General features: G+C 49.2%; 16 protein-coding genes, 1 tRNA gene and 1 pseudogene. 16 read left to right on the top strand and 2 right to left on the bottom strand.

The annotated features are described in order from the left end of the window. On the bottom strand, nucleotides 1-316 hold a 316-nt coding region (locus G5287_RS02370), incomplete at its 3' end, for a transposase (RefSeq protein WP_421230739.1). A 296-nt stretch (nucleotides 317-612) separates the two neighbouring features. On the opposite strand from G5287_RS02370, the gene G5287_RS02365 reads away from it, so the two are divergent. The 3 genes and pseudogenes from G5287_RS02365 (at nucleotide 613) to G5287_RS02355 (ending at nucleotide 3,196) form a co-directional block, all read left to right on the top strand. Further along, on the top strand, nucleotides 613-1,353 hold the full coding sequence (locus G5287_RS02365) for a phosphatase (protein WP_338455320.1): 741 nt from the start codon (nucleotides 613-615) through the stop codon (nucleotides 1,351-1,353). A gap of 89 nt (nucleotides 1,354-1,442) precedes the next feature. Further along, nucleotides 1,443-1,518, top strand: a tRNA-Thr gene (locus tag G5287_RS02360). A gap of 526 nt (nucleotides 1,519-2,044) precedes the next feature. Next, nucleotides 2,045-3,196, top strand: a pseudogene (locus G5287_RS02355) (IS3 family transposase). A gap of 191 nt (nucleotides 3,197-3,387) precedes the next feature. Here G5287_RS02355 and G5287_RS02350 read toward each other — a convergent pair. Beyond that, nucleotides 3,388-4,194, bottom strand: coding sequence for a DeoR family transcriptional regulator (locus G5287_RS02350; protein WP_421230738.1), 807 nt, complete (start codon nucleotides 4,192-4,194; stop codon nucleotides 3,388-3,390). Nucleotides 4,195-4,478: 284 nt separating this feature from the next. Here G5287_RS02350 and kbaZ point away from each other — a divergent pair, with 284 nt between their 5' ends. From kbaZ to G5287_RS02285, 13 genes are all read left to right on the top strand, one after another. Further along, nucleotides 4,479-5,774, top strand: a complete 1,296-nt coding sequence (gene kbaZ / locus G5287_RS02345; RefSeq protein WP_421230737.1) for a tagatose-bisphosphate aldolase subunit KbaZ — start codon at nucleotides 4,479-4,481, stop codon at nucleotides 5,772-5,774. Nucleotides 5,775-5,786: 12 nt separating this feature from the next. Next, on the top strand, nucleotides 5,787-6,980 hold the full coding sequence (locus G5287_RS02340) for an SIS domain-containing protein (protein ID WP_421230736.1): 1,194 nt from the start codon (nucleotides 5,787-5,789) through the stop codon (nucleotides 6,978-6,980). A gap of 136 nt (nucleotides 6,981-7,116) precedes the next feature. After that, nucleotides 7,117-8,316, top strand: a complete 1,200-nt coding sequence (nagA, locus tag G5287_RS02335) for an N-acetylglucosamine-6-phosphate deacetylase (RefSeq protein ID WP_421230735.1) — start codon at nucleotides 7,117-7,119, stop codon at nucleotides 8,314-8,316. After that, on the top strand, nucleotides 8,307-9,161 hold the full coding sequence (locus G5287_RS02330; protein ID WP_421230734.1) for a tagatose bisphosphate family class II aldolase: 855 nt from the start codon (nucleotides 8,307-8,309) through the stop codon (nucleotides 9,159-9,161). Before nagA ends, G5287_RS02330 begins: the two co-directional genes overlap by 10 nt. Before the next feature lie 391 nt (nucleotides 9,162-9,552). Then, nucleotides 9,553-10,053, top strand: a complete 501-nt coding sequence (gene agaV / locus G5287_RS02325) for a PTS N-acetylgalactosamine transporter subunit IIB (RefSeq protein ID WP_216951764.1) — start codon at nucleotides 9,553-9,555, stop codon at nucleotides 10,051-10,053. Nucleotides 10,054-10,102: 49 nt separating this feature from the next. Continuing rightward, nucleotides 10,103-10,867 carry a PTS N-acetylgalactosamine transporter subunit IIC gene (agaW, locus tag G5287_RS02320; protein WP_421230733.1) on the top strand — a complete coding sequence of 255 codons (765 nt, stop codon included), beginning with the start codon at nucleotides 10,103-10,105 and terminating at the stop codon, nucleotides 10,865-10,867. Next, nucleotides 10,857-11,759, top strand: coding sequence for a PTS system mannose/fructose/sorbose family transporter subunit IID (locus G5287_RS02315; RefSeq protein ID WP_216951762.1), 903 nt, complete (start codon nucleotides 10,857-10,859; stop codon nucleotides 11,757-11,759). The genes agaW and G5287_RS02315 overlap by 11 nt, the downstream gene beginning before the upstream one ends. 61 nt (nucleotides 11,760-11,820) lie before the next feature. Continuing rightward, nucleotides 11,821-12,261, top strand: coding sequence for a PTS galactosamine/N-acetylgalactosamine transporter subunit IIA (gene agaF, locus G5287_RS02310; protein WP_167566946.1), 441 nt, complete (start codon nucleotides 11,821-11,823; stop codon nucleotides 12,259-12,261). Between the two features lie 169 nt (nucleotides 12,262-12,430). Continuing rightward, entirely contained in the window at nucleotides 12,431-13,261 is an 831-nt protein-coding gene (gene kduI / locus G5287_RS02305) for a 5-dehydro-4-deoxy-D-glucuronate isomerase (protein ID WP_421230732.1), read from the top strand. Between the two features lie 65 nt (nucleotides 13,262-13,326). Beyond that, entirely contained in the window at nucleotides 13,327-14,082 is a 756-nt protein-coding gene (gene kduD, locus G5287_RS02300) for a 2-dehydro-3-deoxy-D-gluconate 5-dehydrogenase KduD (RefSeq protein ID WP_213393752.1), read from the top strand. Between the two features lie 15 nt (nucleotides 14,083-14,097). After that, the gene (locus G5287_RS02295; protein WP_421230731.1) at nucleotides 14,098-15,144 is read left to right on the top strand and encodes a glycoside hydrolase family 88/105 protein; all 1,047 of its coding nucleotides are present in this window, start codon (nucleotides 14,098-14,100) and stop codon (nucleotides 15,142-15,144) included. Between the two features lie 180 nt (nucleotides 15,145-15,324). Next, a complete protein-coding gene (locus tag G5287_RS02290; RefSeq protein WP_421230730.1) occupies nucleotides 15,325-16,560 on the top strand; it encodes an anaerobic sulfatase maturase in 1,236 nt (411 codons plus the stop codon). 97 nt (nucleotides 16,561-16,657) lie between these two features. Then, nucleotides 16,658-18,130 (top strand): DUF2264 domain-containing protein, encoded by a 1,473-nt coding sequence (locus G5287_RS02285; RefSeq protein ID WP_421230729.1) that lies wholly within the window; start codon nucleotides 16,658-16,660, stop codon nucleotides 18,128-18,130. Nucleotides 18,131-18,179 lie beyond the last annotated feature (49 nt).

Here is an 18,179-nt window from a genome sequence, read left to right as displayed (position 1 = left end):
GTCCTTCGATGAGGGCTTGCGCGTAGTCTTCCCAGCACTGTGCTTTACGCAATCTGGCCAAGGGCGTCTTGGTCAGACCGGTGCTGGTGCGCAGACACAGTTTGCAACGGTAGCGGCGCAGTCCCCGACTCCATCCCCAAGGCGCCAGCTGGGTAACATCGGCCTGACAATGGGGGCAGCCACTGCATGCCGGTAACTGAGTATTGAGCGAGGTAATGGTGTGGGGTGCAGTGAGCTCCTGCTGAGCAACACGGCGCTGGCGCAGGGTTAACTGGGGAAAAAGGGACAACAGGTGTTGAAAGGCTGGGGTATCCATGATGGTAGACCTCAAGGTGATGGCCTACTTCAAGATTAGCCTTTCAACACGTAATTGGGACAGAGCCAAAAAAAACCGCCGCAGGGCGCGACGGTGGGGAAAGTGAGTTCGCGTCATCCTGACGGCAAACTGTCGATGCGAGTTCAGGCATGTATCGACGGGGGCAGTATGCCAGCCAGAGCCCCTCAGACTATGTCAGCTTCGCGGTATTTTGTGACAAAGTGTGGCAAGCACTGGCGTGGCCCAAGCTGCGGCTCTTTGCTATGCTGCCCTTTCAAAATATGAGGGGAGAGAAGATGAAGTACCCGGTCGATACCCACACTCACACCATTGCCAGCACCCATGCCTACAGCACCATCCACGACTATCTGCCCATCGCCAGAGCCAAAGGGATCAAGCTGTTCGCCACCACGGATCATGGCCCCGAGATGGCCGATGCCCCTCATGTCTGGCATTTTGCCAACTTGCCGATCTTGCCAAGAGTGGTGGAAGGGGTAGGGATCTTGCGGGGTATCGAGGCCAACATCAAAAACCTCGACGGGGAGATCGATTTCCCAGAGCGCTATGAGTCGCGTCTCGACATGATCATGGCGGGTTTTCATGAGCAGGTATTCCCTCCCTGCGATCAGGCAACCCACACCCAGGCGATGATCAACGCCATCAAGAGCGGCCGAGTCGATATGATCAGCCACCCGGGCAACCCCGCATTTCCCATCGACATTCAGGCGGTGGTCAAGGCGGCTGCGGACTATCGGGTGGCGCTGGAGATCAACAACTCCTCCTTCATTCACTCGCGCCCGGGGAGCGAAGGCAACTGCCGCGCAATCGTTGAAGCCGCGCGAGATCTGGGGGCCTACCTCACCTTCGGCTCCGATTCCCATGTCGCTTTCAGCCTCGGCGATTTTGACCATTGCCACCGTCTGGTGACCGAAGCGGGCTTCCCGCAAGAGCGGATCCTGGTGCGCTCCCCCCGCGCCCTGCTCGAATTTCTCGAAAGCCGCGGCCGTGCCCATATCCCCGAGTTTGCCGATCTGTAAATCGGGCTCTAACACCATGAGCCAACTCATAAAATCGAGTTGGCTCAATTGACTTGCCGGTCATTTTTTATGAATGTGGAGAGCAACAAGCCGGTATAGCTCAGTTGGTAGAGCAGCGCATTCGTAATGCGAAGGTCAGGAGTTCGATTCCCCTTATCGGCACCATATAAAACAAAGGGTTGGCTTCTTGGTAAAGCTAGCTCTTTAGCGCATTTGCCCAACACCATGCCCAACACTTCACAGTGTATAGGCTGCCCATGACGGGCGGCTAACTTGTCTTGTACGCAAGAGAGAACACCAGAGGAAAATAAAAGAATCGAGGGGGGATAGGATAGGTCTGTTCGATTATGGGGGAAAATTGCATGGAGGGGAGCAGGGGGTAAGGGAGGTCTTCTTATATATGCAATGAGGCTTGAAAAAATCTCACAGAAAATATGACAAATGGCCCCCTCTGCAAGAGTCAATACAACCCCATGAGCATACTGGCTATAGGGGATAGTAATCAGATGGGGGCTGCATGTCTTGAGAGGCGTGAGGGGTAAAGTACCTCTTCTCTATCACCGGATTACTTCATCTTTCACGGCTTCATAGTAGGAATAGTGGGAGTATCGAGCGCATAAGGGTGTAGTGGTCTAATCATCCCGGACACCATTTTAGGTGGTACAGTCGCCACCATGACCTGAGGTGTTCAATGACAAGATTACGTCGCTCATTTACTGCCGCATTCAAACTCGAAGCCGCATCCCTGGTGCTCGACCAGGGATATTCAGTCCCCGAAGCCAGCCGTTCACTGGACGTCGGTGAAACCGTGCTCCGTCGCTGGGTTCAGCAGCTTCAATCCGAACGCAGTGGCACAACCCCAATCAGCAAAGCGCTAACTCCTGAGCAGCAGAAAATCCAGGAGCTGGAAGCCCGTATCAACCGACTCGAACGTGAAAAGGTCATTCTAAAAAAGGCTACTGCTCTCTTGATGTCGGACGACTTCACACGTACGCGCTGATAGACCGATTAAGGGAGCAAGCCCCCATCACCCTGGTCTGCTGCGCTTTCGATGTTCCAACATCCTGTTTTTACGACTATCTGGCTCGCAGGCGGACGATTAACCGTGAGCGCATGCAGCATCGCTGTGAGTTGCGCCGTTTGTTCAAAGTGAGCCGGAACTCGGCAGGCAGCCGTGCCTTGATGTCGATGATGCGGGAGTTGGGGTATCAGATTGGTCGATTCAAAGTACGTAACCTGATGAAGGAAGCCGGTCTGGTATCCAAGCAACCGGGCACTCATCGCTATCAGGTCGCTCGGTCTGAACGACCGGACATTCCCAATCTGCTGGCCCGCGAATTTGAGGTCCATCAACCCAATCAGGTGTGTCACCTACGTCTTGGCAGGTGGCCGTTGGTATTACCTGGCAGCGGTTCTTGATCTGCATACCCGGCGAGTCGTGGGATGGGCGATGTCTGATAAACCTGATGCAGAATTGGCAATAAAAGCACTGGAAATGGCATATCAGCAACGAGGTTGCCCATCTGGCGTGCTGTTTCACTCCGACCAGGGCAGCCAATATGGCAGTCGGTCATTTCGGCAACGACTGTGGCGCTATCGCATGACCCAGAGCATGAGTCGGCGTGGAAACTGCTGGGATAACGCCCCGATGGAGCGATTGTTCAGAAGCCTGAAGTCAGAGTGGCTCCCGGCTATGGGATACATGAGCGTGCGGGAGGCAAAGCGGGATATCAGTTATTACCTGATGGATTACTACAACTGGCGGCGTCCACATCACCACAATAATGGGATACCGCCAGCAAAAGCCGAAGAACGGCCTAACCAAGTGTCCGGATTTAGTTGACCACTACATCCTGATGCTTTACCAGCCCGATGAGGGGAGTTGCTTCGTCTGTCTGAAGCCCCAGAGCCAAGTCGCAAATGGCCATCACCTAGCCGGCTATCCCGGTTTACGGTTACTCGCCAGAGGTGACCGTATGAGTATCGGTATGACCCTGACCGTGGTGTTTGGAGGCTAAAGTAATGCTGCTTTGATCAGTGGGGATCCGCCGGTACCAGCAGAACCTCGATCCCGGCATCATGCAAACCTGTTAGTAGTTCTGGTGGCAGGGCATCATCGGTGATTAGAGTATGAATTCGCTGAATATTAATGATCCTGTGTAGGCTGGAGCGGAAAAATTTGCTGGAGTCGGTGACTACAATGATTTTTTTTGCAACCTGGCACATGCAACGGTTAAGGCGCGCCTCATCCTCGTGATGGGTACTAACACCGCGTTCTAGGTCGATGCCATCCACCCCGAGAAACAGCAGGTCAAAATGATAGTTTTGCAGGGATTGCTCGGCCTGTGCCCCATAGAACGAGAGTGATTTGCGGCGCAGGTGGCCGCCGGTCATCAGCAGCTCGATCCCATCCGCCTCTAGCAGTTCATTGGCCACGTTCATGCCGTTGGTCATCACCAGGATCTCCTGATGTTCGCGCAGATGACGAGCTACCTCCAGTGTCGTAGTGCCTGAGTCGAGTATAAGGCGACTCCCGGGTTGCACCAGTGTGGCTGCCAGCGCGCCGATCCGCTGTTTGACTGGCGTATTGAGCACACTTTTGTCGGCAATGGTTCGCTCGGGTGCGGCCTGATTGGGTTCACACAACAGAGCGCCCCCATAGGCGCGTACAGCTATCCCTTGTTTTTCCAAGAATGCCAGATCGTTGCGAATGGTGACAGTAGACACCTGAAACTGTGCTGATAAGTCATTGACTTGTACGCTGCCATGGCTACGCAGTTGTTGGATGATACGCTCACGGCGTTCACTGGTGCCGATAGTACTTTTCTCGGTAATTTGCATTATTCCGCTCTGTCCGCATTGTTTGTCCGGTTTGCACATGGACTTTCACTTTATTGCATTTTGTGTATTAACGCTTAGAGGAGAATGCAAATCAAGCCTTCACCTTATGCTTTGTGACAGAAAAGTCACTTTAGCCAAATGCCTTTCCTTTCCTTTCCTTTTGTTTTTCGTGATCTATCTCATAAAACACATGGTCTTTCGTTTCGTTTTGCATTCAATGGGTTTACCTTTCTGAAAAGAAATGAAATTTAGCTGCGGTTTTATTTGGTGGTATTGGAGGGTAAGTGAAAGGTATCGCTCAGATAATAGAAAGAAACAAGAATGGGGAAACAGCTGGCATCACCTCTGTGTGTTCTGCTCACCCGTTAGTGTTAGAAGCGGCACTAATGCTGGCCAAGAAAGAAGGAAGTGTCCTGCTTGTGGAGGCAACCTCTAATCAAGTGGATCAATTTGGTGGCTATACCGGCATGACGCCAGCTGATTTTTGCGAGCGTTTATATCTGCTGGCAGATCGCTGTGGTGTTGCTCGTGAGATGGTGGTCCTGGGTGGAGATCACTTGGGCCCAAACCGATGGCAAGAGCTTTCTGCTTCCGAAGCAATGGTACATGCAGAAACACTTATTGCCACGTATGTGGCAGCAGGGTTCAAAAAAATCCATTTGGACTGCAGTATGGCTTGCTCCGATGACCCTTTATCACTCAGTGATGAAGTAGTTGCCGAGCGTGCAGCCAGGCTTGCGGTAGTTGCTGAGCGTACTTGTTACGAGAAGTTTGGGCACTGCGACCTGGTTTATGTGATTGGCACCGAAGTTCCCATTCCTGGTGGGGCGCATGAAGATCTCTTTGAACTTGCGGTAACAACACCTCAGGCTGCGCGTTATACATTGGAAGCACATAGAGCGGCCTTTACTCGTCAAGGTTTGGGGGATGTATGGTCACGGGTCATTGCGTTGGTAGTACAGCCGGGCGTTGAATTTGATCATACGAGAGTGGTTGATTACCAAAGTGGCAAGGCTATTGGCTTGAGTCTGATGATCAAGGAATACCCCCACATGGTGTTTGAAGCCCACTCGACGGATTATCAAACACCGCAGGCTTACCAGCAGTTAGTACGTGATCACTTTGCGATTCTTAAAGTCGGCCCTGCGCTCACGTTTGCCCTGCGTGAAGCATTGTTCTCATTGGCTGCTATTGAATCCGAGTTGGTGACTGCCAGTGCCTGTTCCGGACTGCGCAATGTGCTCGAACAGACCATGTTGGAGCGGCCTGGATATTGGCAAAGCCACTACCAGGGGAGTCCTAATGACAGACGTTTGGCTCGAGGTTACAGCTATTCGGATCGGATCCGTTACTACTGGCCTGAGCAGCGGGTAGATGAAGCGTATGCATGTCTGTTGGCCAATCTGGAACAAGAGCAAATTCCGTTGCCACTGCTGAGCCAGTATCTACCAATCCAATATCAAAAAGTGCGTGAGGGGCTGCTTTCTGCAGATCCCCACAGTCTGATTCTTGATCAGGTTCAGGAAGTGCTGCGGCACTATTCTCGGGCTTGCTGTCCCCAGCCTGAAATGGCTATGTGAGGTATTACAGTCATGATTCTTGGTTATGAAAAAGAAACATTAATCGCAGCCAAAGGAATTGCTACTGCGAGTGAAATTCAACAACAGCCTGCGACATGGTTAGAAACATTAGGCATGGTCGATAAGGAAAGAAACGCCATAGATCAGTTTATTACTCCCTTACTAATGCAAGGTAATCTGCGAATTATTCTGACCGGCGCAGGGACATCTGCTTTTGCGGGGCGTGCGTTGGCCCCTTATTTATCGGCACGTCTTAACGGTAGAGTGGAGTCGATCCCCAGCACAGATATTGTTACTGATCCAAAAGAGTATCTGGACCAAGATACCCCGACGTTACTTGTTTCGTTTGCCCGTTCGGGAAACAGTCCTGAAAGTGTGGCAGCTGTTGATTTGGCTAGCAGTTTGGTAAGCAAATGTTACCACTTGGTTCTCACTTGCAATGCTGAAGGGAAACTATATCAGCGTTGTCAGAAGGAGGGTCGATCACTGGCACTGTTGATGCCGCCTCAGACCAATGATCGTAGTTTTGCCATGACAAGTAGTCTCACCAGCATGATGTTGACCTGCTTGACTGTATTTTTGCCGAAACGGTTCAACCAGCATGCTTGCACTTCACTGGCAGGCGTCAGTGAGGCCATCCTGAAACAGGTCGTTCAAACGGTGCCTGCATGGAATGAACCACTCCCACAACGAGTTATCTATCTTGGTAGTGGCAGTCTGCAGGGTGTTGCACAAGAAGCAGCGCTTAAGTTGCTGGAGCTGACCAGTGGGCAGTTGATTGCCATGTTCGATTCTCCTACCGGATTTCGTCACGGACCAAAATCAGTGGTCGATAGCAATACTTTAATCGTGCAGATGATCTCCAATGATCCCTATACACGACAATATGACCTTGATTTGTTAAATGAGCTGCGTCGTGATGGTGTTGCTGCACGAGTTGTTGCCCTGGCCGATATTCCTGACAATCGGATTGAGGCTGGTGAATATATTTACCTTCCACAGACTCAGCGCGGCGATGATGCAGAGCTGGCATTTTGTTACCTGCTTTATGCCCAGTTCTACGCATTCCATACATCCATGATGCTTGGTATCAATCCGGATAATCCATGTCCGAGCGGTCGTGTTAATCGAGTCGTGCAGGGGGTCACAATCTATCCGTATCCCGAGCAGAACTTGAGTAAACCGTCATGTGCAACAGTTTACTGAAGCAAAGTTATCCATCTGTGAACTGGTTCCAATTCACAGGAGCATGGACCCACTCTATGCGTTCAGAGCTGGGAAAGCTTTATTCAGGCGGTGTCAGGAATGATGGCATTAATTACCCGACAGGGGAGGATCTTTAATGGTCGAGCGGATCAGGGCGCGCCATCTGTTAACCGAAACAGGTTGGCGAGAGGCCTGCTGGCTAGAGCATGAGAATGGCTGGATAACGGCGATAGGCTCTCTCTCTCAAGAAAATATGGGGTTTGATGTCGAGCTGCTGGTGCCCGCGCTGATCGATGGTCATGTCCACGGCGGTGCCGGTGTCGATGTCATGGATAGCGATAGCAATGCCTTGGCTACCTTGTCGATGGCCAAGGCGGCAGAAGGGGTTGGCGCTTTTCTTGCCACCACGGTCACCGCACCACTCCCCGAGATAGAGCAAGCCCTTGATCGGATTGCCGATGGCGTTGCCCGCGGCATGCCGGGCGCCGAGCTGCTCGGCTGCTATCTGGAAGGCCCCTACTTCACGCCGGACAACAAGGGCGCCCACGATCAGGCGCTGTTTCGGGAGCTGGATATTGCCGAACTGACCCACCTGCAACAGCTGGCGCGCGGCAGCCTGAAGGTGGTCGCGCTGGCACCGGAAAAGCCCAACGCCATCGCGGCCATTCACCATCTTGCCGCAAACGGCGTGCGGGTGATGCTGGGCCACTCGGCGGCGGATCACGACACCACCATGGCGGCGCTGGCAGCGGGTGCCTCCGGGCTGGTGCACTGCTTCAACGGCATGCGCGGCCTGCACCACCGCGAACCCGGCATGGTCGGTGCAGGTCTTGTCCATCCCGCTGCCTGGCTGGAGCTGATCGCCGATGGCCATCATCTCCACCCGAGCGTGCTCAAGCTCTGTCACTGCTGCGCTGGCCAGCGCCTGCTCCTGATCACGGATGCGATGCGTGCCGCAGGTATGCCCGACGGTCACTACCTGCTCGGCAACTATCGGGTCGAGATGAAAAACGGCGTGGTACGCACCGAAACCGGCGGTCTGGCGGGCAGCACCCTCACCCTGCTTGGCGCAGTACGCAACATGGTGCAGCTGGCGAACGTACCGCTCGATGAAGCCATCGCAATGGCCTCGCTGGCACCAGCAAAGATGCTCGGCATTGCCGATCGCCTCGGTTCACTGGCAGTTGGCAAACAGGCCAACCTGCTCGCTCTCACCACTGAACTCAATCAACAACACATCTGGGTGGCTGGCCGGGAGATAAATCCGACCGAGCTCTCCTCCCTTTTCTCAGGATCTCGCGTCAATCAGGACGCTCAGGAGTCACTATGTATCTGATCTCTTCCCATGAAATGCTCAAAGATGCCCAGCGCCGCGGCTACGCCGTACCTGCTTTCAACATCCACAACCTGGAAACTGTGCAGGTGGTGGCTCGCACCGCCGCTCGCATGCGCTCTCCGGTGATTTTGGCTGGCACCCCGGGCACCTATCGCCATGCCGGGGTCGAGTATCTGGTCTCCATCTGTCAGGCCGCGGCCCATGAGTACCGTATCCCGCTGGTGCTGCATCTGGATCACCACGAAGACGAGCAGGACATCCACAACAAGGTCGAAGCGGGTATTCGCTCCGCCATGATCGATGCCTCGCACTTTCCGTTTGAAGAGAACATCGAGAAGGTGCGCAGCGTGGTGACCTTCTGCCACCGCATGGGCGCCAGCGTCGAAGCGGAGCTTGGTCAGCTGGGCGGTCAGGAGGATGACCTCATCGTCGATGCCGCTCACGCCAAATTTACCGACCCGCTCAAGGCGGCAGAGTTTGTCCGCCGCACCGATATCGACTCGCTGGCCGTGGCCATCGGTACCGCCCACGGCCTCTACAAGGAGGAGCCCCGCCTCGACTTCGCCCGCCTCGCCGCCATTCGCGAGCAGGTGGATATTCCGCTGGTGCTGCACGGCGCCTCCGGCGTACCGGAGGCCGATGTGCGCCGCTGCATCGAACTCGGGATCTGCAAGGTCAACGTTGCGACCGAACTGAAGATCGCCTTCGCCGATGCGATGAAAGCCTTCCTTGGCTCTCATCCGGATGCCAGCGACCCGCGCCAGTATCTGGTGCCCGCCATGGCCGCCATGGAGGAAGTTGTCGAGGCGAAAATCCGTATGTGTATGAGTGAGAACCGTATTTGATTTGGATAGGTTATCTATTGCCTGCGATGTATATCCGTTTGTTGACGTCTATTAACGTGCTGCAATGAGCTGGATTCATCTGTTTACTAGCCGCAAGTGAGATGCATTCTTATAGAAGAAATTAACCAGTTAGAAAAAGCATTGGGGAGGCTTCCTTCTTTCGATGTCTTTTTATTAACTTCGTGAAAGCGATCTCATTTTCGTTTTCTTTCAATTTATTAATGTCTGGACTGGCGTTAAGCTAAGTAAAACACAGTTAGTGCGGCGGGGACGAATAACGACATCAGGTATGTGCCTGCAAGCATAATGATGTTGCTAGTTAATTTAATCAGATGGCTTAGTGTGTTGCCTGCATATATGCCGGTATGCCTATAACATAGGAATGAAATATATGACAACTCCAAATATTGTATGGACTAGGATTGATGAACGTTTGTTACACGGACAAATTCGTATCACATGGGGTAAACACACAGAGGCGAATCTGATTCTTGTTGCTAATGATGATGCAGCAGAAGGCCCCAATGCTGCCTTTATGCAAGCTGGTATGAAAGCTTCCGCAGGTGGAGAATATGCAGTTAGATTTTTTACTATTAAAAAGACAATTGATGTGATTCATAATGCATCAGATAAACAGCGAATATTTATTCTTTGTAATAACCCGACAGATGTTGCTCGTTTGGTAGAGGGAGGGGTTCCGATCACCCACTGCAATATCGGGAATATGCATTATCATGAAGGCAAGAAGCAAATCGCAAAAACAGTGTCTGTTGATGATAATGATATTAAAGCATTTGAGAGCATGACCCAAAAGGGGGTATGTTGCACGGTTCAAAATACACCTGATCAAAACGCATTGGATATCTTTGAACTGGTTAACGGCGCCGCCTGACATTAAAAAATAAGATATATTTACATTTACTTTCAAAAAGGAATTAAGCATGTTTTTCGAAGCTATGCTTGTCGCAATATGGGCATTTTTTTGTGGTATCGATAAATATGATGTCGCACTAAATATCCACCGCCCGATTATAACCGGTCCGGTAGTTGGATTGATTATGGGGGATATGCAAATTGGCTTGGTTGCGGGGGCTACTCTGGAGTTAGCTTGGTTAGGATTGGTACCTAACGCAGGTGCTCAGCCACCTGATGTCACAATGGGCACCATCGCAGCAGTCGCATTTGCTGTGATGACTGGTCAATCCGCAGAAGTGGCTATGGGTGTCGGGATGCCCATCGCGGTCCTGATGCAGATGTTAGTGATTGGTTTCTTTGCATTGACTTCTTTCACTATGGGTAAGGCGGATCGTTACGCTGAACAAGGTGATGCATCTGGTATCGATCGATTACTGATAGCGACTATTTCACTTCGCTCAATGCTATACGCTGTTGTCGCATTTGCTACAGTCTATTTTGGTGAACATGGTGCAACCTGGATTGATGAAAATGCACCAACGGTATTGTTAGAAGGGCTAGGGATTGGTGCCAAGATGGTACCAGCGATTGGTTTCGCCATGCTGCTAAAAATCATGTGGTCCAAAGAAGTTGCAGGGGTGTTTTTTATCGGTTTTGTAATGACAACCTACTTGAAGTTGCCAATCATGGCTGTTGCAATCTTGGGCGCATCTGCCGCAGCACTTTATTACTTCTTTAGTGGAAATACCAACTCAAACAAGCAAGCAGAGGAATTTGAAGATGGCATCTGATATTACAATGTCTCCACTGAGGAACAATGTCGAGGCATCTCAAGTAAAAAATCATTCATTGGTAGATAATATCGATGCTTATGAAGATACCGCTGTACGTAAAGTCATCACCAAGAAAGATTTGTGGATCTGTTCTTTACGTGGCTTGTTTATGGAGGGCAACTTCAACTTTGAACGAATGCAGGGTGGTGGTTTTGCGTACTCCATTATTCCTGCTTTAAAAAAGATTCATGGTAATAATAGAAATGATCTAGCCAAAGCATTGAAAAATCATCTGCAGTTCTTCAATGCAAGTCCGAAATTATTTACCTTCCTGCTAGGTACAGCTATCGCAATGGAAGAGAATAAAGAAAAACCGTCTACTGTCAACGTAATGAAAGTGGCTGGTATGGGCCCTACCGGTGGTATTGGCGATGCGATCGACCACATGACGTTGATGCCATTGACATTAGCACTGGGGGCGTCGATTGCCATTGAAGGATCGATTGCTGGTCCGTTTGTTTTCTTCCTGCTGTATCAGATTGTGCACTTTTTTGTTTATTTTGGTTTGATGTTCATGGGATACCGTGCTGGTACTGCAGCGATGGTAAACATGAGTGATGCAACAGAAAAGTTGGCAAAAGCTGCCAATATCATGGGTATTTTCGTAATCGGCGCACTATCGGCAACATTTATCAAGTTACAGACGACAGCATCCTTAGAGCTCGGTGGTAAAACGGTAGAGCTTCAAGCTTCGTTGTTTGACAAAATCATGCCTAATCTATTGCCGTTAGCATTGGTATTTTTTATGTTCAAGATGGTTAAGGGGACCGGGTTCTGGGCGAAGCCACCAGTGCTTATTTTCTCAACATTGGCCGCTGGGGTAGTCGGGCATTACCTTGGGATTATTTAAATACGCTGATAAATACTAATGGGGTGGGATATCCCCCACCTATTTAAGAGGGATAAATTACATGATCGGTATTGTAGTGTCTGGACATATCAACTTTGCATCCGGAATGCAGTCTGCAATGAAAGCGATTGTGGGGGAGCCGGAGCAGATGCGCTTCGTCGACTTTGTCGAGTCCATGTCGACGGATGATTTGGAGACTGCTCTGAGAAATGCAGCTCAGGAAGTTAACTCTGACGATGGCGTACTGTTTTTAACAGATATTCCTGGCGGTTCACCAGCAAATCGAGCATCCGTCATTTTAATGGATTCTGATCAGGTAGAGGTATTGTCTGGGGTTAACTTACCAATGATTGCAAATGCCGCATTTGAACGTGACGGTGCATCATTGCATGAGCTGGTCGATATTCTTCAAGATATTGGTAAAAGTACAATTCAGGATATGAGAAAGGCACTGGAGGCTGCCATTGTTGAGGAGTGCATTAGTGAGGAAGAGGGTCTTTAATAATGCTCTTCATTCATTATTACGTGGGAGTCTTATAAGGTGTTTGCCCCTGCATTATAAGGAATTAGTTTTCACGACTTCTTTGTCATGAATGAACAGTCAGTAATGCACTGATGGCTAGTTATTTTCATCGATGTCAGTGGCTGTGGTTATAACTTGAGGTTTTAAAATGGAAATTCGTCAACCCATACACAGTGAACATGCGAAACACTTAGATACAAGTGGCCTGCGTCGCCATTTTCTGATCGAAGAGATGTTCCAGCAGAATAAAATCAATCTTACCTATAGTCACATAGACCGTATCATCGTTGGTGCCGCTGTACCGCTTGGTGAGCCTCTTTCCCTGGAAGGTGGGAAGGAGATCGGGGTTGAGTTCTTTCTACAACGTCGTGAGTTGGGTGTGATCAACATCGGTGAGCCAGGTTTGGTGACTGTTGATGGTAAGACTTTTGAGATTGGTGCTCGTGAGGCTCTCTATGTTGGCATGGGGGCGCGTGAAATTGTATTTTCTAGCGTAAAACCGGAGCATCCTGCACGTTTTTATCTTAATTGTGCTCCGGCTCATCATGCTTATCCGACACGCAAAATTTCTCGTGAAGAGGCTGCTCCGGAATCTTTGGGAAGTCAGGGAAATTGTAACGTTCGCACCATCTATAAATACTTGCATCCTTCGGTACTGCCGACTTGCCAGTTGCTGATGGGAATGACAGAACTCGCTCCAGGCAATCTGTGGAATACCATGCCTTGTCATACCCACGAACGCCGCATGGAGGTTTATCTCTATTTTGATATGAGTGAGAACAACCTGGTTTTCCACTACATGGGGGAACCTCAGGAGACTCGGCATCTGGTGGTACGTAATGAACAGGCGGTAATCAGTCCGAGTTGGTCTATCCACTCTGGTGTCGGTACTTCGGCTTACACCTTCATTTGGGGCATGGTCGGTGAAAACCAGACTTTCCACGATATGGATCATGTTGCCATGAGTGATTTGAAGTAAACCCTACCAATTAATTTATGCGGGTTGCTTGACGCAAGCCAATCCGCCTTGTCGCAGGAAGAAATATGAACATGTTTGATCTCATGGGTAAAGTCGCTATGGTGACCGGCTGTAATACCGGTCTTGGACAGGGCATGGCATTGGGTCTTGCGCAGGCTGGGGCTGATATCGTTGGTGTCGGTTACGAACCTGCTGCTGAGACACAGGCAGCCATTGAAGCAATGGGCCGGAAATTTCACTACATCACAGCAAATTTGATGCAACAGGACTTGCTGGGTGCAATTGTCTCAGAAGCTGTCGAAGTAATGGGTGGTGTAGATATTCTAGTGAATAATGCTGGTATTATTCGCCGTCAGGATATTCTCGAGTTTACAAATAAGGATTGGGATGACGTGATTAATATCAACCAAAAGACGGTATTTTTCTTGTCACAGGCGGTAGCCAAGCAATTTGTTAAACAAGGTCGGGGTGGCAAGATCATCAATATTGCCTCAATGCTCTCGTTCCAGGGCGGTGTGAGAGTTCCTTCCTATACAGCCAGTAAGTCTGCGGTAATGGGTCTGACGAGAGCTCTGGCCACTGAACTTGCTCATCACGGCATTAATGTTAATGCCATTGCGCCAGGCTATATGGCAACAGATAACACAGCTGCTTTACGTGCAGACGAGGCTCGTAACAACGCAATATTGGAACGGATCCCAGCGAATCGTTGGGGTGCACCATCTGATCTGGCTGGCCCTGCGGTATTCTTGGCATCTGCTGCCAGTGACTATGTGAACGGCTACACATTGGCCGTTGATGGCGGCTGGCTGGCTCGTTGATAAGGAGAGCTGACTATGTCATCAGTAGCTAGAGCTGAGGTGCTGGCAGCGATGAAGCGTGTATATCGCTATCAAGCGGCCCATCAGACCCGTAGTGTGATTCGTCGTAGTGGCAAGGTTCGATTTATTAAAGATACAGATTGGGAGCGGGGGGTATTTTGGTCTTGTGTTGCGAATGCATGGCAAGCAACGGATGACACGGAGTACCTGGACGGGGTGATGAACTACACCCTGCATACCGGCTTTCGGGCCGGCCCCAACCCACGATTTGCTGATGATCACGTGTGCTGCCAGGCCTACCTGGATGTCTATCCATTGGTCAACCAGATTGAAGCGCTGGAGCCGACCATCAAGGCCCTCGATTTGATGCTGGAGTCACCTGCTCCTGGCCGTCAGGATTGGTGGTGGTGTGACTCTTTATTTATGGCCCCCCCCGTGTTTGCTGGGCTCTCCCAACTGACAGGTGATCACAAGTATCTGGATTATATGGAGCCTGCATTTTGGGATGCGGTGGATCATTTATTTGATCCACAAACCGGCCTTTTCTTTCGTGATCATCGCTATATCCCTGATGGAAAAGGGGGGGAGTTGCGTGAAGCAAATGGAGAGCTGGTTTTCTGGAGTCGAGGGGTGGGTTGGGTACTGGCCAGTATCCCTCGCTTGCTAGCACGAATGCCTGATGACCATCCCTCACGGGAACGTTACTTGACACTGTTTTGCGGCTTGGCCAAGACAATATGTCGTTATCAACAGCCGGATGGATTTTGGCGTACCAGTTTGCTTGATCCGGAGCATTTCCCCGCTCCAGAAAGCAGTGCAACGTCATTGTTTTGTTATGGTTTGGCCTGGGGGATCAATCAGGGGATTCTGGCTCGTGATGAGTACCTCCCATCTGTACTTTCATCCTGGCAAGCATTACTCGGTTGCATTCATGAAAATGGCATGATGGGTTGGGTGCAGTTGCCTGCATTTAATCCCCGTGATGTTCAGCGAGACCATAATATTGACTATGGTGCTGGCGTATTTTTGCTTGCTGCCACAGAGGTGATGCAACTCATATAGTGTCGTGGCGTACATAAGTTGCAATGATATGAAAACCCAGTTCAGTTGGCTGGGTTTTTTCTTTTATGTGTTTTCATTTTCTTTTTGCCCGTTGTGTTAATTGTGAGTCGACACAACAAATACTTTCATATGGTTTCGTATACTACGGTTACAGCTTCAATTTTTAAAGTATCGGTATCAATGAGCATTATTCAAAAGAGTCAAACAGCATTTCATATGATGGCGAAGCCAACAGGCTATCGCTGTAATCTCAAGTGTGAGTACTGTTTTTATCTGGAGAAAGAACACACCATTCATCAGGATAGTCCCACTGCATCACAGACTATGTCAGATGCGACCCTGAAGCGTTACATCCGGGAATATATCCGCTCTCAACATAGCCAGCAGATAGACTTCTCATGGCAGGGGGGAGAACCGACTCTCGCAGGCTTGGATTTTTATCGCAATGTGGTTGCGTATCAACAGCAATATGCGGATGGAAAGCATATTACCAACAGCTTTCAAACCAATGCGATCGGGATTAATCGCCAATGGGCCGATTTTTTTGCCAAGCATAATTTCTTGGTTGGTGTGTCAGTAGATGGACTACAAAGTGTGCACGACGCATATCGTGTTTCAGTGAATGGTAACCCAACATTTGAGCGGGTACAGCATGCGATAGAATTACTGACGGAGTTTGGCGTAGAGTTTAATACCCTGACTGTAATTAATGATAAAAATTGGGATAAGGGGCGTGACACCTATCTTGCGCTGAAAAAACTGGGGGCAAATTTCATGCAATTTATTCCTTTGGTTGAGTTGTCACCTGCTAGTCAGGCTGATAATAATGGCCATTATACACCTATGCCAAATCCAAAATTAATGGATTTCTCTGTGCCTGCACATGGATATGGTCGCTTTATGAATGATGTATTTGATGAGTGGTGTAGGGCTGATATTGGTAAAGTTTTTATTCGCATATTTGACAGTATATTAGCTGTATGGATGGGATATCCCGCTTCTCTATGCATTCACTCAAAAGAGTGTGGGCAGGCAATCGTCATTGAGGCCAATGGTGATCTTTATTCTTGTGATCATTATGTATATCCGGCCAACAAACTGGGCAATATCCATCTACATTCACTTGTCAGTATGGCTACGGGCAAGATGCAAAAAAGATTTGGTACCGCAAAGTCACAGAAATTGACCGAGCAATGCAAGCGATGTGAGGTCTATTCACTTTGTTATGGTGGATGTCCAAAACATCGAGTGTTATCGATATCCGGAGAGCGGTATCGTCATAATTATCTCTGCACATCATATCGCCAAATATTTTATCATACTGCTCCCAAAATGCAGATGATGGCTGAGGAGATACAACGTGGTGGAATTGCAGCGAATGTTATGCATAGGCATTGGGTAATGCTAGAGACATAATTAAAGCATTGCTTTACCTCAGCATTGATAATATGAGTATACATAATATTTTATCTGTTAGATAGCCATGTAATTATTTGAATATGAGAGGGTTTAAATGAGTGACATTAAAATAACTAAACGACCAATTGTCCCGTATGAAAATCCGGACTGGGCCATGTATTTTCATCTTTTTCAAGAAAACTTACTAAGATTTTTTCACAAAAAACGTTCATATACACACAATGATAATCATATAGCAAAGGTTTTCTCGATACCTCAGGCTGGATTAAAATATCAGTGTAATGAGTTAGTAAAATATGTGGCTGAGGCGTTTGATCATTATGCTGTTTGGGATTATACCCATGCTTATTATCCCGGACGACCAAGCCAGCAGAGTGCTCGAACTGATGCCATGGAGGGGGCTAGCCGGTTGTTACCTACTTTGGCTGCCTGGTTATATTCAAAGGGGCCAAATGAAAGCAATTTAGCCTTGGCAGATGGTCGGCAGTTATCGCCGGCAGATATCATTCATGCAGCTTTTCTTGCTGGAACAGACCCAAATCACCCAGGCTTTTGGGGAGTGATGCATGACTGCGATCAACGTATCTGTGAAAGTGCGGATTTAGCATTGACTCTATGGTTGAGCAGGGAACATGTTTGGATAAGATTTAATCATGATGAACAAGCTAGAATAGTAGCTTGGTTTAGTCAGGTAAATACATTAATTACTGTTGATAATAATTGGCATTTATTTCCACTGACCGTTCAGTTTGTCCTGAAATCGTTAGCTGGTGTGGATCATGTAGACCATGATAAATACGAAAGGATTAAAGAGTTTCATGTTGGCGCTGGGTGGTTTCGCGATGGTGCATTAGGTAACTATGACTATTATAATGCGTGGGGTTTTCATTACTCATTTTATTGGCTAGACCAAATCCTTCCTGATTTTGACCCTGAGTTTATTCGTGGCACTCTAGCTGAATTTGTTGCTTCCTATCGTTATTTTTTCACTACGCAGGGATTACCCTTTTTTGGCCGTAGTGCTTGCTATCGACTAGCTGCAGCAGCCCCTCTGATTGCAGCTGCAGATCACGGCATCTTGCCACCAGGTGAAGTGAAGCATGCTTTTAGTTCTTCGCTTTCTTATTTTATTTCGAATGGGGCATTGGAAGCAGGCCTTCCAACCCAAGGAGTATTTGGGTGTGATGATAGGTTAATAGATAACTACAGTGGCCCAGCAAGTAGCCTCTGGTCTTTGCGGGCCTTGAATATGGCTCTCTATTGCGGGGATCGAAGTGGTCTCTGGGAGGCGAAACCATTACCACTACCGGTCGAGCAAGGTGATTTTACTCTTGCGATACCTGCTATTGGACTCCAGCTGCAGGGTGTAAGGGAAACAAATGAAGTGGTTGCGCTGTTTCGTTTTGATTATACCGCGCAGCAGAGTCCTTTGACGCGACGTTTGGAGCAGCAACGCTGGTGGAATCGTTGTAAAGAATGGGTCATAGGAAGGGCAGAAAGACCGAAAAACAATCTGCTTCGAAAGGGAGTTACCTGTTACACCTCAAAAATGTTTCATTTTTTCTAGTGTAACTTACGATTCTTTTTTATTTTATGTGATCAAGATCTTTGCGATT

Source organism: Aeromonas sp. 603079 (assembly GCF_049172135.1).
Lineage (GTDB): Bacteria > Pseudomonadota > Gammaproteobacteria > Enterobacterales > Aeromonadaceae > Aeromonas > Aeromonas veronii.
This window is presented reverse-complemented; position numbering and strand designations above follow the sequence as displayed.

Coding starts and splice junctions, on each gene's coding strand:
- G5287_RS02365 (WP_338455320.1), top strand. CDS start 613: ATGAAGTACCCGGTCGATACCCACACTCACACCATTGCCAGCACCCAT.
- G5287_RS02350 (WP_421230738.1), bottom strand. CDS start 4,194: ATGCAAATTACCGAGAAAAGTACTATCGGCACCAGTGAACGCCGTGAG.
- G5287_RS02340 (WP_421230736.1), top strand. CDS start 5,787: ATGATTCTTGGTTATGAAAAAGAAACATTAATCGCAGCCAAAGGAATT.
- nagA (WP_421230735.1), top strand. CDS start 7,117: ATGGTCGAGCGGATCAGGGCGCGCCATCTGTTAACCGAAACAGGTTGG.
- G5287_RS02330 (WP_421230734.1), top strand. CDS start 8,307: ATGTATCTGATCTCTTCCCATGAAATGCTCAAAGATGCCCAGCGCCGC.
- agaV (WP_216951764.1), top strand. CDS start 9,553: ATGACAACTCCAAATATTGTATGGACTAGGATTGATGAACGTTTGTTA.
- agaW (WP_421230733.1), top strand. CDS start 10,103: ATGTTTTTCGAAGCTATGCTTGTCGCAATATGGGCATTTTTTTGTGGT.
- G5287_RS02315 (WP_216951762.1), top strand. CDS start 10,857: ATGGCATCTGATATTACAATGTCTCCACTGAGGAACAATGTCGAGGCA.
- agaF (WP_167566946.1), top strand. CDS start 11,821: ATGATCGGTATTGTAGTGTCTGGACATATCAACTTTGCATCCGGAATG.
- kduI (WP_421230732.1), top strand. CDS start 12,431: ATGGAAATTCGTCAACCCATACACAGTGAACATGCGAAACACTTAGAT.
- kduD (WP_213393752.1), top strand. CDS start 13,327: ATGAACATGTTTGATCTCATGGGTAAAGTCGCTATGGTGACCGGCTGT.
- G5287_RS02295 (WP_421230731.1), top strand. CDS start 14,098: ATGTCATCAGTAGCTAGAGCTGAGGTGCTGGCAGCGATGAAGCGTGTA.
- G5287_RS02290 (WP_421230730.1), top strand. CDS start 15,325: ATGAGCATTATTCAAAAGAGTCAAACAGCATTTCATATGATGGCGAAG.
- G5287_RS02285 (WP_421230729.1), top strand. CDS start 16,658: ATGAGTGACATTAAAATAACTAAACGACCAATTGTCCCGTATGAAAAT.